This window comes from Shimwellia blattae DSM 4481 = NBRC 105725 (genome assembly GCF_000262305.1).
GTDB lineage: Bacteria > Pseudomonadota > Gammaproteobacteria > Enterobacterales > Enterobacteriaceae > Shimwellia > Shimwellia blattae.
In genome coordinates this window covers 1,200,656-1,220,196 of sequence record NC_017910.1, presented here as the reverse complement: position 1 = coordinate 1,220,196, position 19,541 = coordinate 1,200,656, and the positions used below count along the sequence as shown (strand labels likewise).

General features: G+C 46.0%; 18 protein-coding genes and 2 pseudogenes. All 20 read right to left on the bottom strand.

What is annotated here, in order from left to right; all coding sequences use genetic code 11:
- Window positions 1–42: 42 nt before the first annotated feature.
- The 20 genes and pseudogenes from tssA to EBL_RS19690 all read right to left on the bottom strand — a co-directional run bounded on the left by tssA (window position 43) and on the right by EBL_RS19690 (window position 19,392).
- The gene (tssA, locus tag EBL_RS05650; protein WP_002445145.1) at window positions 43–1,662 is read right to left on the bottom strand and encodes a type VI secretion system protein TssA; all 1,620 of its coding nucleotides are present in this window, start codon (window positions 1,660–1,662) and stop codon (window positions 43–45) included.
- Window positions 1,663–5,034, bottom strand: a complete 3,372-nt coding sequence (locus EBL_RS05645; protein ID WP_014715913.1) for an ImcF-related family protein — start codon at window positions 5,032–5,034, stop codon at window positions 1,663–1,665. It abuts the gene before it with no gap.
- Between the two features lie 26 nt (window positions 5,035–5,060).
- On the bottom strand, window positions 5,061–6,221 hold the full coding sequence (locus tag EBL_RS05640; protein WP_002445149.1) for a hypothetical protein: 1,161 nt from the start codon (window positions 6,219–6,221) through the stop codon (window positions 5,061–5,063).
- 2 nt (window positions 6,222–6,223) lie between these two features.
- Complete coding sequence (locus EBL_RS05635) at window positions 6,224–6,481, bottom strand: PAAR domain-containing protein (RefSeq protein ID WP_002445150.1); 258 nt, start codon at window positions 6,479–6,481, stop codon at window positions 6,224–6,226.
- Between the two features lie 44 nt (window positions 6,482–6,525).
- On the bottom strand, window positions 6,526–7,377 hold the full coding sequence (locus tag EBL_RS05630) for a hypothetical protein (RefSeq protein WP_002445152.1): 852 nt from the start codon (window positions 7,375–7,377) through the stop codon (window positions 6,526–6,528).
- Between the two features lie 372 nt (window positions 7,378–7,749).
- Window positions 7,750–8,130 carry a hypothetical protein gene (locus EBL_RS05625; protein ID WP_002445154.1) on the bottom strand — a complete coding sequence of 127 codons (381 nt, stop codon included), beginning with the start codon at window positions 8,128–8,130 and terminating at the stop codon, window positions 7,750–7,752.
- A gap of 170 nt (window positions 8,131–8,300) precedes the next feature.
- Window positions 8,301–8,996, bottom strand: coding sequence for an FG-GAP repeat protein (locus EBL_RS05620; protein ID WP_002445156.1), 696 nt, complete (start codon window positions 8,994–8,996; stop codon window positions 8,301–8,303).
- A gap of 178 nt (window positions 8,997–9,174) precedes the next feature.
- Window positions 9,175–9,546, bottom strand: a pseudogene (locus EBL_RS05615) (hypothetical protein); the annotation flags it as partial.
- Between the two features lie 28 nt (window positions 9,547–9,574).
- Window positions 9,575–10,327: a hypothetical protein gene (locus EBL_RS05610; protein ID WP_002445160.1), complete on the bottom strand. Its 753-nt coding sequence runs from the start codon at window positions 10,325–10,327 to the stop codon at window positions 9,575–9,577.
- 30 nt (window positions 10,328–10,357) lie between these two features.
- A complete protein-coding gene (locus EBL_RS05605) occupies window positions 10,358–11,737 on the bottom strand; it encodes a hypothetical protein (protein WP_014715910.1) in 1,380 nt (459 codons plus the stop codon).
- 103 nt (window positions 11,738–11,840) lie between these two features.
- Window positions 11,841–12,557, bottom strand: coding sequence for a hypothetical protein (locus EBL_RS19705; RefSeq protein WP_002445164.1), 717 nt, complete (start codon window positions 12,555–12,557; stop codon window positions 11,841–11,843).
- The gene (locus EBL_RS05600; RefSeq protein ID WP_002445165.1) at window positions 12,557–12,769 is read right to left on the bottom strand and encodes a hypothetical protein; all 213 of its coding nucleotides are present in this window, start codon (window positions 12,767–12,769) and stop codon (window positions 12,557–12,559) included. The genes EBL_RS19705 and EBL_RS05600 overlap by 1 nt, the downstream gene beginning before the upstream one ends.
- Before the next feature lie 186 nt (window positions 12,770–12,955).
- A complete protein-coding gene (locus EBL_RS05595; protein WP_002445167.1) occupies window positions 12,956–13,744 on the bottom strand; it encodes a tetratricopeptide repeat protein in 789 nt (262 codons plus the stop codon).
- Complete coding sequence (locus EBL_RS19700; protein ID WP_002445169.1) at window positions 13,728–14,078, bottom strand: VgrG-related protein; 351 nt, start codon at window positions 14,076–14,078, stop codon at window positions 13,728–13,730. The genes EBL_RS05595 and EBL_RS19700 overlap by 17 nt, the downstream gene beginning before the upstream one ends.
- A 124-nt stretch (window positions 14,079–14,202) precedes the next feature.
- Entirely contained in the window at window positions 14,203–14,952 is a 750-nt protein-coding gene (locus EBL_RS05590) for a hypothetical protein (RefSeq protein ID WP_002445170.1), read from the bottom strand.
- Between the two features lie 24 nt (window positions 14,953–14,976).
- Window positions 14,977–17,304, bottom strand: a complete 2,328-nt coding sequence (locus EBL_RS05585) for a hypothetical protein (RefSeq protein WP_014715907.1) — start codon at window positions 17,302–17,304, stop codon at window positions 14,977–14,979.
- Window positions 17,305–17,579: 275 nt separating this feature from the next.
- Window positions 17,580–17,975, bottom strand: a complete 396-nt coding sequence (locus EBL_RS20810) for a lysozyme inhibitor LprI family protein (RefSeq protein ID WP_232001964.1) — start codon at window positions 17,973–17,975, stop codon at window positions 17,580–17,582.
- Between the two features lie 291 nt (window positions 17,976–18,266).
- Window positions 18,267–18,365: pseudogene (locus EBL_RS20805) on the bottom strand (hypothetical protein); the annotation flags it as partial.
- Window positions 18,366–18,665: 300 nt separating this feature from the next.
- Window positions 18,666–19,109, bottom strand: coding sequence for a hypothetical protein (locus EBL_RS05575; protein WP_002445539.1), 444 nt, complete (start codon window positions 19,107–19,109; stop codon window positions 18,666–18,668).
- A complete protein-coding gene (locus EBL_RS19690) occupies window positions 19,093–19,392 on the bottom strand; it encodes an N-acetylmuramidase domain-containing protein (RefSeq protein ID WP_071840825.1) in 300 nt (99 codons plus the stop codon). Before EBL_RS19690 ends, EBL_RS05575 begins: the two co-directional genes overlap by 17 nt.
- Window positions 19,393–19,541: the final 149 nt, after the last annotated feature.

Here is a 19,541-nt window from a genome sequence, read left to right as displayed (position 1 = left end):
GAAAGGAGGCAGCATCAGAACAATGACCAGCAAATGCCGAACCTACACACACAGCACCATCGCACGTGCCGGGTCGAGGGCAATCAGCGTGGCCAGCAGGCTGTCCATTTCAGGCGCAAAACGGGCTTTGTCGCTCTCGCTGCGCCCGGCTTTCAGGCGCAACAGCCGGAGACGGCTGGCCTGCACATCAAACAGCAGCCCTGGCTCCCACTCACTGAGGGTCAGCTGTGGGGCGCTCCCGGTAAGTTCACCGAGCAGGTGCAGTGCGAGCTCATTGCGCCCGTACTGCTCTGCCACCCGGGCCATGAGTAAACGGAGTAACCAGCGGCTTCGGGGTGAGGCCATATCCGGGCGATTCTGAAGCCAGGCCAGCGCGGCCTCCGGGCCATCGTTGTCACCTTTTTCCATCGCCTCGGCTTCCAGCGCAAATATGTCATCCGTCTGGCCTCCGCTTAGCACCGCAGGCTCACCAGCAAACCCGGACATTTCATTGTTGACCTTTTCGGCTATCCAGTTCAGCGTCACCTCATCGGCCAGGGGCGTGCCATCGTTCCAGGCAAGCGTCTCCAGGCCTGGCAGGCGTTTCAGCAACAGTCTCAGATCGCTGAGTATGTACTCCGCCCAGTGTTCCCACGTCCCACCAGCCCGGCTCAGCCCCTGCCACAGATACCACTGCAAATCGAGCCAGAAGCGGTTGCCACCTTCAGTGAACATCACATCCACCTGCTCCACCAGTTCGGTCCAGCTCTGCTGCAGGTACAGGCGTTTCAGCTGAGCCCGGTAGTCGGCCTTCGGCGGCAGCAGACGCGTCCTGCCGCTCGCATCCAGCGCCGGCAGTTGCGTTACCAGATCCCAGCGGGCGGCCTTCATCATCCGGTGAGCGGCAAGCCAGCCCTGCGGCTGCTCTACCACCCAGCCGGACAACACGCGCAGCTGGCGTACCAGCTCTACTTCTGATTTGACGACAGCAGCCTCCGGCACTGCAGCGCCCGGTGTCGGTGTGCTGTGGGGGCTTTCACCTGGATTATCCTGGCCTGATGAAGCCACCGGCGTATCCAGCCCACCGCTACCGGCAAGGCGGGTTTCCAGGGTCCGCAGCAGGGCGGTAAACGCAGGGCGCTCAACCTCCGGTAAAGATCCCAGCGCGGACTCCAGCAGACACAGCGCTGCGGCCGTTCTGGCGGTATCTTCCCGCGTCACGTCCGGCCATCGCGAGAATGCATCCAGCATTTTTTCACTGTTCAGCCAGTCGAGTGCAGCCAGCCTTGCGGCGCTGCGCTGCGGATGACAGTGCCCCCCGGCCTGGCTGAGCATTGCCGTCAGCAGCAGGATACCGTCAGCCAGACCCGCATCACCATCACGCAGCAGGCGTGCCAGGATATACCAGGTCACCACCCGGATATCCCGCGCACTGCGGGTAAGAATGCTTTCCGCCAGGCGGCACAGCACCCCGGTATCGGTGCCGGAAAACTTATTGATTTCCTCACGCATCAGCTGGAAATCATCTTCATAGGTCGGGTCGTTTCCGGCCCCATGACCGCCCGGGAGTGGTGTCAGCCACGGCGACCACCGGGAGAGGTTTTCCCGGGCCTGTGCGATCAGTGCGGTACGCCGGGCTGCATCCGGAAGACACAGGGTCAGGAGTGTTTCTGCAGTCACCATTTATTCGTCTCCGGCAAGCGTGGATGTGCTGTCAACTGTACCCACGGTAAAAATCGTCTGCGGCAGGCTGAAGCCCTGCAGTTCGAGCAGCGCCAGCGGCCCGTCGCCGAGCTCGCTGCGCATGATAAATTTCAGCGGGCTGCCGTCCGGGGTGATCCACACCAGCTGGGTGCGGCTGCTGTCGAGCGGGGTGATCTGTGCCTTGTCGAGCAGTCGAATAAAGCCCCAGTTGCCCTGGTTGCTGGCATAGAGACGCATTTCAGAGCTGGTTGAGCGCCAGCTCAGGTCGGCTCCCGGATAATACGTATTGCCCGGCCAGGTGAAGCTCTGCCAGCTTTCCATCTGGTTGAAGTAATCCAGTTTCTGTCCATCAAGCGTCAGCTGGGTACGGGCCACATCGCGTGATGGCCGGGCCATCAGCTCGAAATGTACCCCGGCATCGCCCTGAGCAAAGACGATATCCGAGATATCGGCAATCTTATTAATGGCGACAAGAAACGCGGGGCTGATATGCATTCCCTGGCTGGCGGCCTGATCCACCACCCAGTGACTGCCCTCCTGATGCAGCATGCCGCCGAGGTTAGTTTTGATGAACGCCGCAATGCGCCCGGAGTCGCGCCGCAGGAACTGGGCCAGTAACGGCAGGGAGGCATCGCTGCCGGTGGCCTTGAACGGATAGCGTCCGGCAAAGGCGGTGTTCCACTGCGAAACAATGGTGCTCTGCCAGCGGGCATTAAGGCTGCCTGCGGCCGGGGCCAGCACCTGACGCCAGGCCAGGTCAAGCGGCTGCACAAACAGCGCCTGCCCGAATCCGTTCCACTCCTGCCCGAGACTTGCCGCCACCAGAGAACCATAATCACGGGTGTCGGTCAGGTCGATGGCTTTTCCCTGGAAGACGGTCTGAGCCAGCATCTGCGCCATCGCCTGGGGATCGGGAGCGCTGGTTACCTGCTGGAGTTTGAGTCGCACCTGGGTTACACGGGCAAGCCAGGACTGGAAACTGAGGTTGCCGTTCGAGCCGGTACCGTCCTTACCAGCCATCAGGCTCGTGAGCGGGCCAAACACGCCGTCGAGCGGCCCTTTTGGACCCTGCGCCTGATCAATAAACTGCTTAGCGCTCTTCTTACGCCCGACCAGTTTTTTCGCCGAGTCCACCAGAGAGTCTGCAAGTCGCTCTCCTTTAGTTCCGGTCTGTCCCTGCCAGGCAAGAGTATTCATCAGCGCCACCAGCGGTGACTGACGAACATCCGCCAGCAGATTCAGCTGGGCAATGGCTTCGGAGAGCGAGGCCGCTTCGTGCCACTGAATGCTGTTGGCCATATTGAGCCAGGCGTTGCCAAAATCAGTAAAATAACGCTCCGTCAGGCGCTGTTTCAGCATCTCCGGTGAGACATCACCGCCTGGCTGATGGGTTTTGTCGGTGAGTACCCAGTCGATTTCATCACGGCGGGCCTTCACTACCTCATCAATCGCATCTTCAACCTGCTCTTCCCATGCCTGGTGGGTGAACATCCCTGGCACCACTTCCTCAGAGGAGAACAGGGACGAAGCATCCGTATCGCCGGTTATGTCCGCGAGGGTTAAATCCGGCCAGTTACGGGCAATACGCCCGAGCATCTCCTGATACAGGCCGCTTTCCGCGTTACGCTGACCAATCTGCCTGAGCAGAATCTGGCGTACCGTGCTCACTATTTCGTGGTCAGGGGTGATTTTCCACTCCGGGTGTGCCGGCAAGTTCTGCGCCCAGAAGCCGAGCAGCTTCGGGGCCTGGGTCTGCCATACGCTGTCCGGCACGCTGCTGCGGTGCGGCCAGGTTTTCAGCATATTATCGGCAAGCCAGTTTGCATCCGCTTTATCGGGACGGGCCAGCATCAGGTAACCTTTAAGCAGGCTGTACGTCTTCCGGGTGGCAGACGTACGTGCGCTGCTTGCCGGAGGCAACTGAACAAAGGCGCTGAGCTGGCGGTGAAGTTCATCTGCCAGCGCATCGCGCATCAGTTGCTGGCTGTTACGGGCGTATAAAGGCCAGAGCAACTTCAGTGTATCCCTGTCCTGGTTCAGGCCAAAGCGGGTGTACCACGGCGCACCGTGTACTTCACGGTTCTGCAGGCGGGCAATGGTCTGCTGCAAGGCCAGCTGGTTACGCAGGCGATCCGGCAAAGGCTGCCGGGTATCGGCCGCCACCCGTGCCGTATCCTGAGCGAGCCAGATTTGAGTGCGGTTGACGGACAGCGACAGCAACGTGCCTGCCCCCCAGAGAAGAACCAGCCCCAGCACCACCAGACGCAGCACCTTTTGCCAGTGGAAGCCGATTTTACGGGCATGCACCTGCAGGCTGTCATTTTCAAGTGCCTGCCAGACCGGTGGCGACAGGCGCGCATGTGGCACCGTTTCGGTTCCCGGCAATGCCGGGCTGAGCATCACTCCGCGCAGTCGGTAAGGGGCTGGCCCCGACATCAGCGTAGTCAGCAGCGGCACCAGGTCGCGTCGCAGCGTGCCGCGCAGGGCTTTTGACAGGTTCAACAGCCAGTGATGTTGTGAATTCTCCAGCAGTGCCGCCACACCGGGAGTTTGCAGCTCCGACGAGAGCGTGGCCAGTGCCGAGCGGGCCTCTTCCGTTGTCGCCCCCGGGCCGAACAGGACGCCTGTCGGCGGCACTCCCTCCCCGTCACGGAACCAGGTGCCTTCCCGGACAAGCCACAACCAGACCGGCAGCTGCCAGCCCAGCAACGTATCGGCCTTCTGCCGCACACGTACCAGGATATCCTGCCTCGCCGTATCCGGCAGTGTAGCCGCATTCATCACCTGCACCACGCCATCCAGCGGTCGCTGTGGGCGCACGTCTTTCAGGACGGACAGAAATTCATCATCAGGCACGCTTTCCGGCAGGCCGCCGTGAATAAGCACAATCCCGTCGCTCTCCTGCCAGTGGTCACGTTTAAGGCCCGGCACCACTTTTTCGATATCGCTTTCACTGCCCTGCACCAGTAACAAACGGACTTTGGCTTTCCAGCGGCGGCTGTAACGCAGACGCAGGTGATCGACCAGCACCTCAGCCACAAACCGGGAGGTGTCTGCGTCGGTATGCTTTGCTTCAGGCTGGGATGCAGCAGCCTGCTGTCCGGAGGTGATCACATCCAGCTTTCCCTGCTTTTCACCGTTCTTCATAAATACGGTTTCAAGTACCCAACCGATAATCAGCGCCGCCAGCATCAGCAGCAGGCTGATGATCACTATGCCGGTCGTGCTGAACGGGCCTGTGTTGAAGGTGTCCTTAACCCACTCAGGATAAAACCAGAGTGCGCCGCCAATAAGGCAGACAGATAATGCGCCCAGGAGCAGCGCAAGCAGAAAGGTGGATAATATTTTCATAACGGAGGAGAGCAATCCCTTGAAAGTTATTCTGGTGTGACAATACAGAGTTGTCGGTTGTCTTCAGCCAGTTCCGTGACAATAAGCTGCGCTTGACTGTCGCTCAGGCACTGGCGGGTTGCCAGCTGTAACGCCTGCCAGGGAGCAGCAACACCCGCAAACCCGGCAACCGTATCAATATGCTTAATTTTCTCTGCGTTAAGCCCCGGGGCATGTGCCTCCCGGGCCTTGCTGAAAATGTCGCCGGAGACCATCTGACCACCACTGGTCCATGCCTGCTGCAGTGCCGTTTTTTCCAGTCCGGACCACATCATGATGCGCTCAAATGCCCGGCCGATATTGCCATCACGGCAAATCTGCGGCCGGTGAACCCTGACCGATACATCCGGGATATTCTTCAGACGACAGTTGGTCAGCAGTAGCACGGAAATGGCTTCACCACTGTCCTCTGGCGGGTGTTCGTAAAGCTGAGCGCTGACCACCAGTAACGCAGCAGCGCGGTCATAGTGGCAGTCCAGCCAGTAGTCGAGGAGTTCCAGCCCCGTCAGATCGCGGATACGCACCAGCGGATGGGGCACGCTTTTTTGCAGGAAAGACGGCAATGTCAAAAACTGTTCACCGGTATCCACCGCCAGATAGCAGGCCAGAGACGGCGGTAGCAACGCCACCAGATTCTGAACGTGGGCTGTTATTCCCGGGAGATAATGCGCTTCCCGGTCAGCCATTTCTCCGGTTACCGCCAGCGCCCGGTGACGAACCGGGTTGCCACCATTGACAGGTTCACAGGGCATCATCAGGGGCTTTTTGGCTAACACGGCCTTATGCGTCGTCGGACTGTCGGGCCCCAACCCGTTAATCAGGACTTCGCCGATAAGCCAGGCAAAACGCTGCCCGCGCGCAATGTCTGCCTGGAACCGGGCAGCAGTCGTGGCATTTTTTTTCTCACTCCGCCTGCACAGCAACACATAGCCCAAATAACGCCCGACAATCAGCAGGCCCCACAACACAACAGGCAGTCCTGTTGCCAGCCCCCAGAACGCTGCACCTGAATGCTCGCCCTTCCAGTACAGGAATGTGGCCGCAGCCCCGGCCAGCAGCATTACAATGCCCAGGAGCAGCCAGCGTTTAAAATTCGGGAGAGGTGGCAATTTCTCCCGTGCGGGGATGCGCTCAAGTTCAACCGGCACGTTTACCCCACCAGAGCATCAGGCAGCGAGCTGATAAGCGTGCAGCCGCAGCCACACTTGTGACCGTGGAACGCCACAGGAACACCCCGATCGCGGTAATTTGGGTTACCTTCGACGATAGTGGTATCTCCATGCACAGGGCAGGAAACGCGATCACCTATACGGGCCACACCGATATCACCAAAAAACATGGTTGTTGAGCAGGACAACACTGCTCCTCCATGGGTAGTTTTGTCACCGAGGCGGATTATTCCTTTCATATTCATCCTTTAGTTAATAATTGCTGTTTCTAGGTTATTTCTAATTAATATTGCGAGTCAGTCTCAACCATGAGACTAGTTCCCTCGGGAACTTGTTTGAATGAATATTTTTGTGTTTCGCTTTCCATTTCAACAGTAATTTTAAGATTCCCACCCCCACTCCATTTATAATCCACCACTCCGGAATCAATCTTACTTGTTACGTTTTTAGTTGGCAAATCAGGTCGCAAGTATGTGTTAGCTGATTTATCAATTTCTTTGAGCTTATTATATGCGTCATTTATATTCATACTTGGGAACGAGCACGACGCTTTAGATGATCCATCAAATTCTTGACCTGCCTTGTCGTCATGGCAATAATTCGACCAGTTATTATGTTCAACACGCCCTGCATTTTCACTTAAGTCTTTACTTTGCCGTTTAAAAAACAAAACATAGTTTTGTTTGGTAACTGTCAGATAGTTATCGACTTTGAGCATCTCACTATAAGGTGGCGGACACTCCTTACCCGGATAAAGCGAAGTTAAAAGGTAAATATCATTAGGCAATGGGATATTGCTACTTTTATACACCTGCTTATACATATTGACGGTGTTTTTTGACAAGTAATATGAAAGAGGTGTCTTTTTCACTTCGACATAATCAGTGAGGCATACTTTTTTGCTTTCAAGGAAATCATTTTCAACAGCCAATTTTTTACCATCTTCTTTAATGGTAACCTTCTCAAACTCCTCGGTGAGATGCGCTATAGCGCTTGAGTCATGGTGTCCAAAAACATCAATATTTGAAACTTTGTCATATACCCAAGTGGAATTATTCAAAGCATCCTGCGCGTATGATATTTTAAAAACAAACAAAATAATGAACAAAGCTAATATTAAAAAATGATTATTCATTTTAATTCCTTGTTTTGAATCAGTGTGAAGAATCATAAATGCCTTGTAAAAATAAAGAACGCTCTTTTTGTCGTCTTTTAACAAGACCAGAAACGCCACCGTTAGTTATATCTGAAAACTCATCAACTGCTCCCGCATAACTCGAGGCTGTTATCCTTATTTCCGGGCTCCGGGGTACAAGTGGATTTAACCAGCACAAACGTACTGGAATATCGCCCCATACAGGGTAAAAGAAATTTTTGTTCTATCCACTGTCTGTTCTAAATCTAAAATTGAAGTATCATTTTCATAGATCTTCACGTTTGCATTTGAATAGAGAAATCGCTTCCACATACAGCCATATTAATCTTTGGAAACAGTAATAAAATATTTCTACTTTTTATTGAATTCAATTACTGTAGGGACTGACATATTGGCTTTAATAAAAGGTGTTTTATCTTTTATTGTATAAATCAACTTGTTGTTTTTAATTTTCGCACTTGCAGTTCCTTCACCATAAAAAGTGCTTTCAAATTTAATATTTGCAATCCCACCTTTCACATCACCATGGATATGGTCATCATCATCTTTTTCAGCACAATCTATACGATTACCATTATTTGTAATAAAACAATACTTACCTGTTACATGTTTACCTGTCTGAACAAGACTTATAGTAAATGAATTTGATTTACCAATTTTTTCCCAATGGCCTGTCATACAAGCCATTGAACTTGATGTGGCAAAGAGTACAGCCAGCAATATCTTTTTCATACATTCACCTTTAGGCAATCATCATTTGAAGGGCCATATTGAACGGCTATTGACCATACAACATCATGTAAAAACATAGTTGTTGAACAGGACAGTACTTCACCACCATGGATAGCTTTATCACCAAGCCGGATTATTCCTTGAATATATGTTCTTTATACCATTTAAAATCAATAAGATTCGAATATTGCTTTTGAAACTTCATTACCATTTTCAGAATATCCTTTCTCACTTGTATAATCAAAATACATATCATTGATTTTAATCAGTTTGCCTTTATTGAATGAATAAACAACCTTATTATACTTCTCGCAACAATCATCCTTTGATTCAAACACTATATTTTTAGTGAGTGGTTTGTATGTTAATGTTCCATTTACACCACTTAACTCCTTCTGTTCCACAAAGCCTTGATCAGTTGAAATATATACACTTTGGCTTCCATTATTTGGTCGATGGTCAGTCCGAACAATTACATCATAAAAACCATCGCCATTAATATCTATAAAATCGACAGTCGGAGTATCAATTGAATCCAATAATAATATATTTTCAAAATTTCCTTCAAACGTTATCTTTAACTCGTAATCGCCATGCTCAGAATCAGATATTTTTACATTATCCAGCTGGCCATCTTTAAAGGTATCATGCTTTAACAGAGTTACAGGGAGACATTTTTTCTCACACCACTGACCTTGATATCCATCCATTGTAGGTTTAAGAGTCATCACAGCAGTACTACCGCCTACATTTTCATTCAATACAACCGAATCTGTCGAGAATGCTCCGTTTAAAAAAATATTTCTTTTGAATTTTTTATATATATAAACGCCAAAAATCACCCCGTCAGAAACGGTAAGACTCATTGTGATATTGCTTTTTCCTATCGTGCCACTATATAAGGAGGTTATAGTATACTCAGCATTCACCTCCTCGGAAGCATTGCAAAAAAATGGAAACACACAAAAAGACAGTAGTAGTATTTTACCCACTATAATCACTCCAGACCAAATGCTTTTTTAGCTATTAATGGTTTTGCCATCCGATCATCCAAAACTCGAGGCTGTTATCCTTCTTTCCGGGATCCGGGGTACAGGTGGATTTAACCAGCACAAACGTACCGGAATACTGCAGCGGGTTATTAATGTATTAACCGGTCAGATAGTCCCGGTTAATACGCCAGGCCACCACCTCACCGCCCGCCATAAACTGAAGCGGCACCGCAGAATCTGCCGTCTCGTTTGTCAGCACAGAGCCAGGGGCGCTCTTACGGGTAATGTGGATCCCCCCGTGCCACATATTATTCGTTCCGGCCAGCCAGGAGCCGTGTGGCTCCTGACAGAGCGGCTGCATCATTTCATCCAGGGTGGCGTATTGTTCACCATTCGCTTTGCGGGCAGGAAAACAAATTTTCATTACGGTTATCCTTAACGTGAAGAAGGAATCACCCTATCGAAGCATTTTCCAGCATTTTGAAGGGATACAATAACTTTTTATCGATGTCTTTTTTCATTTTCGATTTATCTACAAACGCAGGCCAGTTATACGATGTTGTGATCAGTTCCCATGAATAGAACTCAGAGCCATTATCAATAATTGATATATCCAAAATACTCCAACTCTCATCATAGCAATGTAATTTTTTGGCATAATCAGAATCAGAAAAACATGCTTTTATCCGTTCCCTGCTATAAAATGGTATTTTAGAAAATACAGTCTTGTATGTTCCATCCTCATTTAGCATGATAAAATCAGCAAGGTCCATCTCCTTACCCCCTCCCGAGTAAGAAGTAGACCATTTCTGAACCAGCGCAACTGCATTTTTAGTTTCACTCAATGGGTATAAGGCGGGAAAAATATTAATACCGCTATCTGATAAATCTTCCCCATCATCATCAAGACTATCTTTCATAGTATAGTCACTAAAATCCCACACTTGAGATACTGAATACCCTGCGCCACTTTTGATTCTCACCAGAATCCGTGATGATGTAACTATGAAAATCTCATCTGGGTTATTTTTCTTCTTCCATATTTTATCATGATTATTTTTACCACAATATTTTTTGACATAATTGCAAATAGCAGAATACTCTGCGCTCTCACTTTTAACCCCGACAAACGGAACAGGTTTTATATCAGATGCTAAAATATAGGAGGTAAAAAATATAGATATTGCTAGTATGATTTTTTTCATAATGACTAAATCTCGAATAATTGAATGAAACTAGCGCAATGCATCAAGTTTTTCATTAATAGCATTAACTTTTCGCATATCATTTTTATTCTGATATAAGGTCAATGCCCTTTGATAGGCTTTAAGTGCTTCTGATTTATTTTTATCAGTCCCAACAAGTCTAACCTGAAGAGGATCATGATAACGCCCCCAACTGTAAGCATATACTCGATAGTTATATATTTCACTATCTTCAAACAAAAATACACTATCTATCATCTTTGATGATAAATGTTCTGCGTTTAAAACACCGACAGCATTTTTGAAATATTTAAGCCGTTCTATGTATCCGTTAAACCCACCGTTAATCAATGCAGTAACCATATTAAAATCATCAAGCTTCGCATACTTTGATATTTTTTTATTTATACAATAAAACCAAAACGCTGATTTGACACAATGTGGATACTCTGCCACTTTATTTCTAGCCGCATCGTTAGATATAAAATCCTCCCCAACATACTCACCATATCGCACATATACATCTTGCCATGTAAGTTGGATTAAACCACGTCCAAACCATGGGGCATAATTTTTATACGCACCTCCAATTTCTTTTGTTAACTGCAGCCCGCCACTTTCATGGCAACATTGGGCCAAAAAGTGAGCTTTTTCTCGGCAAGTTGTTATTTGAAATTCTCCAAAACCATCGTTAAATGCTGAAATATACTGCTCTAGTAGTTCTTTTTTAGCTTTTGGAGCTATCAGACACAACTCATCAATTGTTATATTGCGATTACATGCACAAAATGTTTTATCATTTATCGAATCCAAAAACACCACCGGATGCATATGCCAGACAGGCTCACCGCGGCTGAATCCCTCCACCTGGCTCATCCATTCCATATCGTCAAACCACTTTCTGACATAACTGACACACAGCGGATCCAGCTGCGTTAGAAACGCTCTCCAGCGGTGGTGGCTGCTGCCACCAAACCACTCACTGTCGTGCCTGACCACCATTCGCGCCACGATATCCCTGACATCCAGCTCCTCGTAATTCACCGCATGACGCAGCTCATCACCGGAAAGATCGCCACTGTTATTACTGTCCATTTTCTGCAGCAGGGCTTTGTAGTAGTCTGAGACCCGTTTTTCCCGGATACCGCGCTCAGGCCGTACCCACTCCGCTATTCTGGTGAATCCGTCCTTAATCCACCCTCCATGCAGGGACTTCGTCATATCGAATATGGGCCGCTCCTCGAAGGTACTGAACCCCAAATCCATCAGGTCATACTGGCCGATATCTGCGTCGACATCCTCTTCGCTGAGCCAGGCCCCGTCCCCGATATCAAACCAGCGCTTACCGCTGCTGTCGGTGAACGGACGGCATTTGTCCTGCGGCATAATTTTGTGAATATCTTGCTTCACCTGTCCTCGGGTCCGGGTGAAGGTATCGCCGGAACGGCTATAAATAGCGTCTACAATAAGTACTATTATCCTTTCATATATATTCAATTCAATTCAATTCAATTCAATTCAATTCAAAATCGTCGGACCTGATCCAATACGATACTTTTTCCCCAGATGATGCTGTATATTCAATTTGATAAAAAAAACCATTATCGGACATATCAGAAAGATTAAATAAATCACCCTTTACTAAATATTCCTTTGTTTTCGATTGCTCATCAGGTCGTGAATACAAAAAAACTTTCTTAACCAACACAATACCATTCAAAGGTCTCCTGGCTGAGTAATCATCACCTTCTGACATCAACTCCTGAAAACTTCGTATACCGTTTTTATAATAAACCCGCTTTACCTGCTGACAGTCAGCGCAAAAATCAGAAAAAAGTAGAGTCCATGGTTTCCCTGATAAAACCTTATAAACATCATTAATCCATATCCCTTGATCTCGATAGGAACTTACAACATAGTTATTTATAGCTGACACATTGCACAACTTCCCATCTTCACCAGCAACAGGAGGGCTTTCTATTTTATTATTTTGAACATTAAAAATAACTGAGCATTTATTAATATCTCCTTCACTACTAAGAAAAACATATTTTTTATTATTTAATATTTTAACTTCAATGTCTGCATAACCCTTTTCTATAAATATTTTAGAAGAAGCAGGCAACTTCATCCCATCACATATACTGACAGTGCAATCAGATGCATAACTATCTATACTGATACCGATTAAACTTAGCATGAGAAGTATTGTTATTTTTTTACTTGCCATTATTCCAACCCCCATTCTTTTTTAATTGCATCGAAATACTGCTGTCTTTCCGCTAAGCCATTTCGACCACCATTGACAGCAAGAGTAATTAATTCAATATTATTTTTCTCATTATCAATTAAAATATTAATATCTCCTTTAGCACCATACTTTTTGTTAATACCACCATTATTACGCCAAAACCAACAAGATGCTTTAATTGCATAACTCATCACCGATGAAACCGACTCAGAATTAGCAACACAATCCACGACAGAGTAACTGGAGAAACGTCAAACTATGTTAACTGAATCAGTGTCCCATTTTTTATAGCGAGGACCGTCACCGACAACAGCATCTCTATTATCACCTCATCAACCTATCATATCTTATTGATTTACAACACCTAAAAACAATCTTCACTTACTTCTATCAATAGCTCTTTTAGGTATTTTATTGTTGTGAGAAATTTTCATTAACTTAATATATTCTTTGTAGTTTTGCGAAGACTTGGTTACATCTCCTGATGCCCAATATGCATCAGCAATATTAAGATAGGCGACCGCGCGTTTCGGTGTATTCTTCACTACAATATTTAGAACAGTCACTGCATCTACATTTCTACCAGCCTGCTGCAATAAAAATCCGTAATCATTAAAAACATCTGCGTAATAATAATCATTATGAATAGACTGCTGTACATAAGGTTCAATAAGGTCAATAGCAGAAGAAACACCCCTTAAACGAAAAACCTTTAGTGCATTTGTATAATTGAGCTTAATTAAAATATCAAAATAAGATTTATACTTAGCTGTTTTATCACTTACTAAGTCATAATCCCCTACAAAATCAGTCGCCATTGGACATACATCCAGTGGCCTATCTGAAACATAAGTCATTACATTTCCCACTGGTTCAAATGATGCCATTATTTTATTATCGACTGAATAACTCATACCATCAGTTGAAAATGGAATTAACCTGCCTTTAAAATTCACACCTTCATCTTCTAATATATATTTTACTACACAATTAGCTGGAGATGATTCACCTGATTGATCGCTTCCCCCATACAGAGTAGAAGAAATTTTTGTTCTATCCCCTGTCTGTTCTAAACCTAAAATTGAAGTATCATTTTCATAGATCTTCACGTTTGCATTTGTGTTCAACGAAAACAACAGCACCAATATACTAGTAATCACTCTCATCTTTTAATCTCCCTAGTGCCTCTTTTTTCTCACTAATGAAACGACCGCTGACACCATCCTGTACCTTTTTTGAGTTTTTTGACAAATATGTCAGATTACCATCATCATTTTTCCGTCCTCGCCCATCATAGATAGCAGTAATTAATTTGCGATCATATTCCTTAGATTCTGAAACATCACCACCAACAGTTTTTATAGCATTAATAACCATATTATTTAAATGGTCATGTTGAACAGCTGTTGACCATACAACATCATTTAAAGTATGAGAGTGATAGCGTATATCAACATTGGTTTCAGAGAGTGTATGCGCAACCAATTTATCAAATTGCAATCAAAACCTTTCGCAAAGGAATGTCCAGAAAAAAAATAACAGAAAGAATACACATGCCATTTTTCTTAGCATCTACAACCTCTATAAAAAATTGCCATTGCCATCAAAAATTGACGACTTACCTTTATCGCTCAGTAACAACATCGTAACGTGAGGTCTGCGTATTGAGTTTATAATTAACACTCACATCAGGCCCAGTACTGTAACAATTCAATCGAATTTGAGAGCCATCGCTTTCTATATTTTGAAAGATAGATGTCATATACGAACCAAATTCACAACCATTCATCTGCGGGTTGATGACCTGTATTAACTTACCACTTTTCTTATCAATAACATTTACTTTGTTAATTACAATACCATCAGCACTCGCTTCATAAAGACCAATGAAACCATGTTGTTTAGTCTGCCCCCAAAATGGAATATCCAATACCTTAGCACTTCCATTTATAACACCATCACTAACTTGAACCGTCTCCTTTAAATCTACTTTTAAAGCTAACCGTTCATTACGCCACTCACCAAGAAAACCAGTTGAGTTCCGTGTTAGATTGAAAGGGCATTTTGAAACATCAACCCCCTCTCCTTGAACAATATATTTTTCGAAACTTTCATCGCTGACAGCCTCACATAATATAATTGAACTTGATTCGTTTACGCCATATAGAGGAATGAGTGACCTGTGATTATCGTAATAGTAGCTCCCCTCTACATTTACTTCCCCCCCAAAGTCATAAAACTGAAGAGACAAATGCACGGGATATTCCCCGATATAACCTTCATAATTTCTTACGACATATGGCATGTATGCAGCTTGAATTGAAGCACTCAGGAATAGTGTAAATAAACAAAAAGCAACTTTAATTTCAGTCATCGTTCCACCTCGATTTTGAATCAATTAAAACGCATCAGCAAAGACGTTAGTTGATTTGATTTTTTCAAAATGTCCGCGTCGTTTTTCATAGCTAGTTGTATAAAGATTTACTTTTGCCGTGATTTTATCTACTACTGCTCCCGTATCACCCTGATCAGCAAGTTCATAAAGTTTTTCACGGAGCCAGAAGTAAACAGCAGAGCGTACGCAATAGGTCCCTTTCTCAAGCATTGATGGATTGTTTATAAAATCAACATCGGTGCCCCAGTTCTTTTTATAGTAATCGGAAAAACCCTGGTAATTTACTTTTCCTGTAAGATGAATACCACCTCTACCTCGGTATGTACTTCCATCACCTGACGAAACACTTCCATTCCCTAATCTGTTAGCATAAACTCTATCAGCAATAGCAATCTCATTTGCATGTTTCGTGATTTTTCCATTAACTTTCGTATATGAGTATTTCTTTGCTTCTTCAGGATGAGATCTAAAATAGCTAAAATTAGCCTTTAAACCCTCTTCGCTATAATTAAGAACTTCAAATGGACTTGCTGTGCTTCCCATTTCTTCCCTTATCTGTGCGAAAAAATGGCTAACTCTCAAAACAGTATCCAATTTATATTCCGTTGTATGATTGTTAATCTCATCTGCGATCTCCTGAATAAAGGAAAACTTTGCAGGTGATTTTAAACCATTAAAGACTTTATAAAGCATGCTTGAAGTTATATGGATAGTAGATTTATTTCTAACTGAATCCAAAAACACCACCGGATGCATATGCCAGACAGGCTCACCGCTGCTGAACCCCTCCACCTGACTCATCCATTCCATATCGTCAAACCACTTTCTGACGTAACTGACACACAGCGGATCCAGCTGCGTTAAAAACGCTCTCCAGCGGTGATGGCTGCTGCCACCAAACCACTCACTGTCGTGCCTGACCACCATTCGCGCCACGATATCCCTGACATCCAGCTCCTCGTAATTCACCGCATGACGCAGCTCATCACCGGAAAGATCACCACTGTTATCACTGTCCATTTTCCGCAGCAGGGCTTTGTAGTAGTCTGAGACCCGTTTTTCCCGGATACCGCGCTCAGGCCGTACCCACTCCGCTATTCTGGTGAATCCGTCCTTAATCCACCCCCCATGCAGGGACTTCGTCATATCGGATATGGGCAACTCCTCGAAGGTACTGAACCCCAAATCCATCAGGTCGTACTGGCCGATATCGGCATCGACATCCTCTTCGCTGAGCCAGGCCCCGTCCCCGATATCAAACCAGCGCTTACCGCTGCTGTCGGTGAACGGACGGCATTTGTCCTGCGGCATAATTTTGTGAATATCTTGCTTCACCTGTCCTCGGGTCCGGGTGAAGGTATCGCCGGAACGGCTATAAATGGCGCTTTCCGGGTGGATATGAACGTATTTCAGGCCGCTCTTCACCTGTGCCTTATTGCTCAGAAAATCGATCATCCGGCTGTCGGTGCTCAGCACTTCAATATGTGCGAACGCACTTTTCTCCACGCCGCCCGTGCCGTCAGGGGCAATGTCTTCCGCGAGGTAACCCACAGCATCGCCTGCTGCAACCTCGAATGTAGCGGCAGGTCTGGCAACGGTATCAAAAACCCCCTGCGTAACAGCCTGCTGCATCCAGGCCGGCAGGTGCGCCCTCTGTTTACCGGCAGGTGTCATATATTGCGGGTCAAGCGACACCCAGAACGCCACGCCGGTTATTTCGGATTTACCGTTCAGCATCCGGGCAAGCCCGAACGTCTGCGCCCGCCCCTTCAGCCTGAAGGTGATCTCACGCAGCACAATGACCCTGTCGCCCGTTTTCAGCTTATTATTCGCAACCGGAGCCTTATCTCCGTCTTTTTCTTTTCCGGTATATTCACGCTGACTCAGCCTGTCCCCCTTCTCAGTAACCTGATACAGCCGGTGTTCCGGAAAGGCCGACAGCGGAGCAAGCCCGATATACAGCGCGTAAAAATCGAGGCTGTTATCCTTCTTTCCGGGATCCGGGGTGCAGGTGGATTTAACCAGCACAAACGTACCGGAATACTGCAGCGGGTTATTAATGTATTTACCGGTCAGATAGTCCCGGTTAATACGCCAGGCCACCACCTCACCGCCCGCCATAAACTGAAGCGGCACCGCAGTATCTGCCGTCTCGTTTGTCAGCACGGAACCGGGGGCACTCTTACGGGTAATGTGGATCCCCCCGTGCCACATATTATTCGTTCCGGCCAGCCAGGAGCCGTGTGGCTCCTGAAAAAGCCACGTCATTATCTCATCCACCGTCGCGTAATGTTCGCCATTCGCTTTGCGGGCAGGAAAACAGATTTTCATTTCGGTTATCCTTAACGTGAAGGGATATGACGTGTTCTGGAGGGCGTCACACTGGCGCTCGTCTGGCTGAACTGCGGCGGCGTGATATCCATGCTGCCACCGGCCATCGGTGAGCGGTAATGTGCAGACCTGACCAGGTAATCACCCTGGGTTTCTTCCAGAATGCCGCCCTTATCCAGCGTGATACTGGATCCACCGCCGTTGAGTTGCGTCTTGCCAAAAGGTGTCGCGAGCTTGAAATGCTCTTCCTGACACTTATCTTCCAGGCGGAATTTTTAATAAGGTAAGGATTGCATTTCTTTAATCCGTTGCTCATCAATGCGAGAAATACATTTATTGACTAACGTTACGTTGGCTTGGGATCCTGAGTCAGCAAATAGTGACTCCATAGCGCACTGCTGATCTCTATACTTCAACCAATTCCTTTGCACCGACAATAAATTAGATAAGTAGCGATCAGACATATCCTTATCCGTTAAATAATTCTCAGCTATTCGTTTTTTGAATGCGATATATTCATCATTAAGACGTTTTTCAGAGTCACTTTTCAATTCTGCATAGCAAGAATCAATGGATTGAGTTTCACTTTTCGCAGAGCAAGCATCGTCTGCTAATACTGGAATAGATATCAAAAATGACAAGCCAAAAACAAATACTTTAATTACTGACATGTATTGACCTCTTAAGTAATTTGCTTTATGACGCCCATTTTCATAGCTAGAAATTGTTGTATTATTTTCTATATATGAAATCAACTCCTGACGACTATTACTCATCCCAGCCCTCATTGGGCTTTCACCACTAAAACCCTGATATATGAAATCAACAAGTATATCCTGAATTTTTTGCTCTAAACTATCCCATGGCAGAGCACCAGCTATTCCATGAGTTTTAGTTTTATAATTCCCTTTGGCTCTGAGCACATAGGCTGGATATATCAGCCCAAATAGTTTATGTTCTGTGGCGGTGAGCCGCCGAGCATAGTTTTTATCGTGCGTTTTATGGGTTGCTTTCTGCATCAGGCGTCGTTCGTCACGGGGAATTGGTGCTATGATCGGCATCGCTCAGTCCGGTTGGTGATTTGTTTTGATTTGGCGATTGTTCAGATCGCACAATCCGGGCTGAGTTCTATCAAAGTGATCTACTACTCCGCGCAGCTATTTAGCCGCATAAGCACTCATATTATAAAAAACAGAAACGAGTAAAATAAGTCTAAACAAAGAAACCCCCCGAAGTAAGTTTTGTAGTGACTACGTTGGTATTTAAAATTATTTAGCGCATGAATTTATTTCGAACTAAGCTGCGCACCACTATTCATATAATTAACTGCATCCTGAAAATCAATCATATAAACAGCATTATTACTGACACCCAAGAGAGCTATCTTTATTGCACTGAATCTTACCAATTAAATCAGAAAGTTTATCCACACCATCCACTTTACATTTATAAGTATATTCTTTATTGTTTTTTAAATTAGTGACGGTAATCCCTTTAGTGCTATCTCCATCCTCATAGTTACTGAAGATAGTATATTTGAAATTATTTTTAGTAAACACCACATTCATATAATCAGTTTGAAACCTCGAGTAATGATTATATAAAAAATCACTGTAAGATGGAGATGAAAATAAAAATACATTGCCGCTGGCATTTTTCATCTCATATACCAACTGATCGTTATCAGACTGCAAGGATAGTTCACCCTTCGATGTTGAACATGAAAAATAAGTCTCAGCACCCAATGCGAAGGAAGACAAGAATAGCAATCCACTTATTAACAAGATACTATTTATTTTTTTCATAATTACCTCTCATTCTTAAATCGTATCCATTCTGTCTAGGCCCATTAAATCTCAATGCAAAAGCAAGCCAATCTTTATTTCTGATTGCTTTCAAAAGCACAGGATCAGAATTAATAAAATTAACAAAGGCTGCTAATTGATTTTTTTCTGACTTTGAAATCGATCTCACAAACTCCTCTGGTGACGAATAGCCTGCCGCCTTATAATTTGACGCAAGAATTTGAAACTTGCCCCAAGAGGTTGCCATTAGTGCTGAACGCTTATCGAGCTCATACGGTTTCAAAAATTTTAGGTATTGTTCTGAACTTTTACCGCATCCCCTGAATTTTTATTTGAGATATCCAATTAGGAATAAAATCTCCCGTTTGTATATTTATAGGGATTATTTCACCACACATAAAAAGAATGCGAGTTAGAATTATTTTTCATATT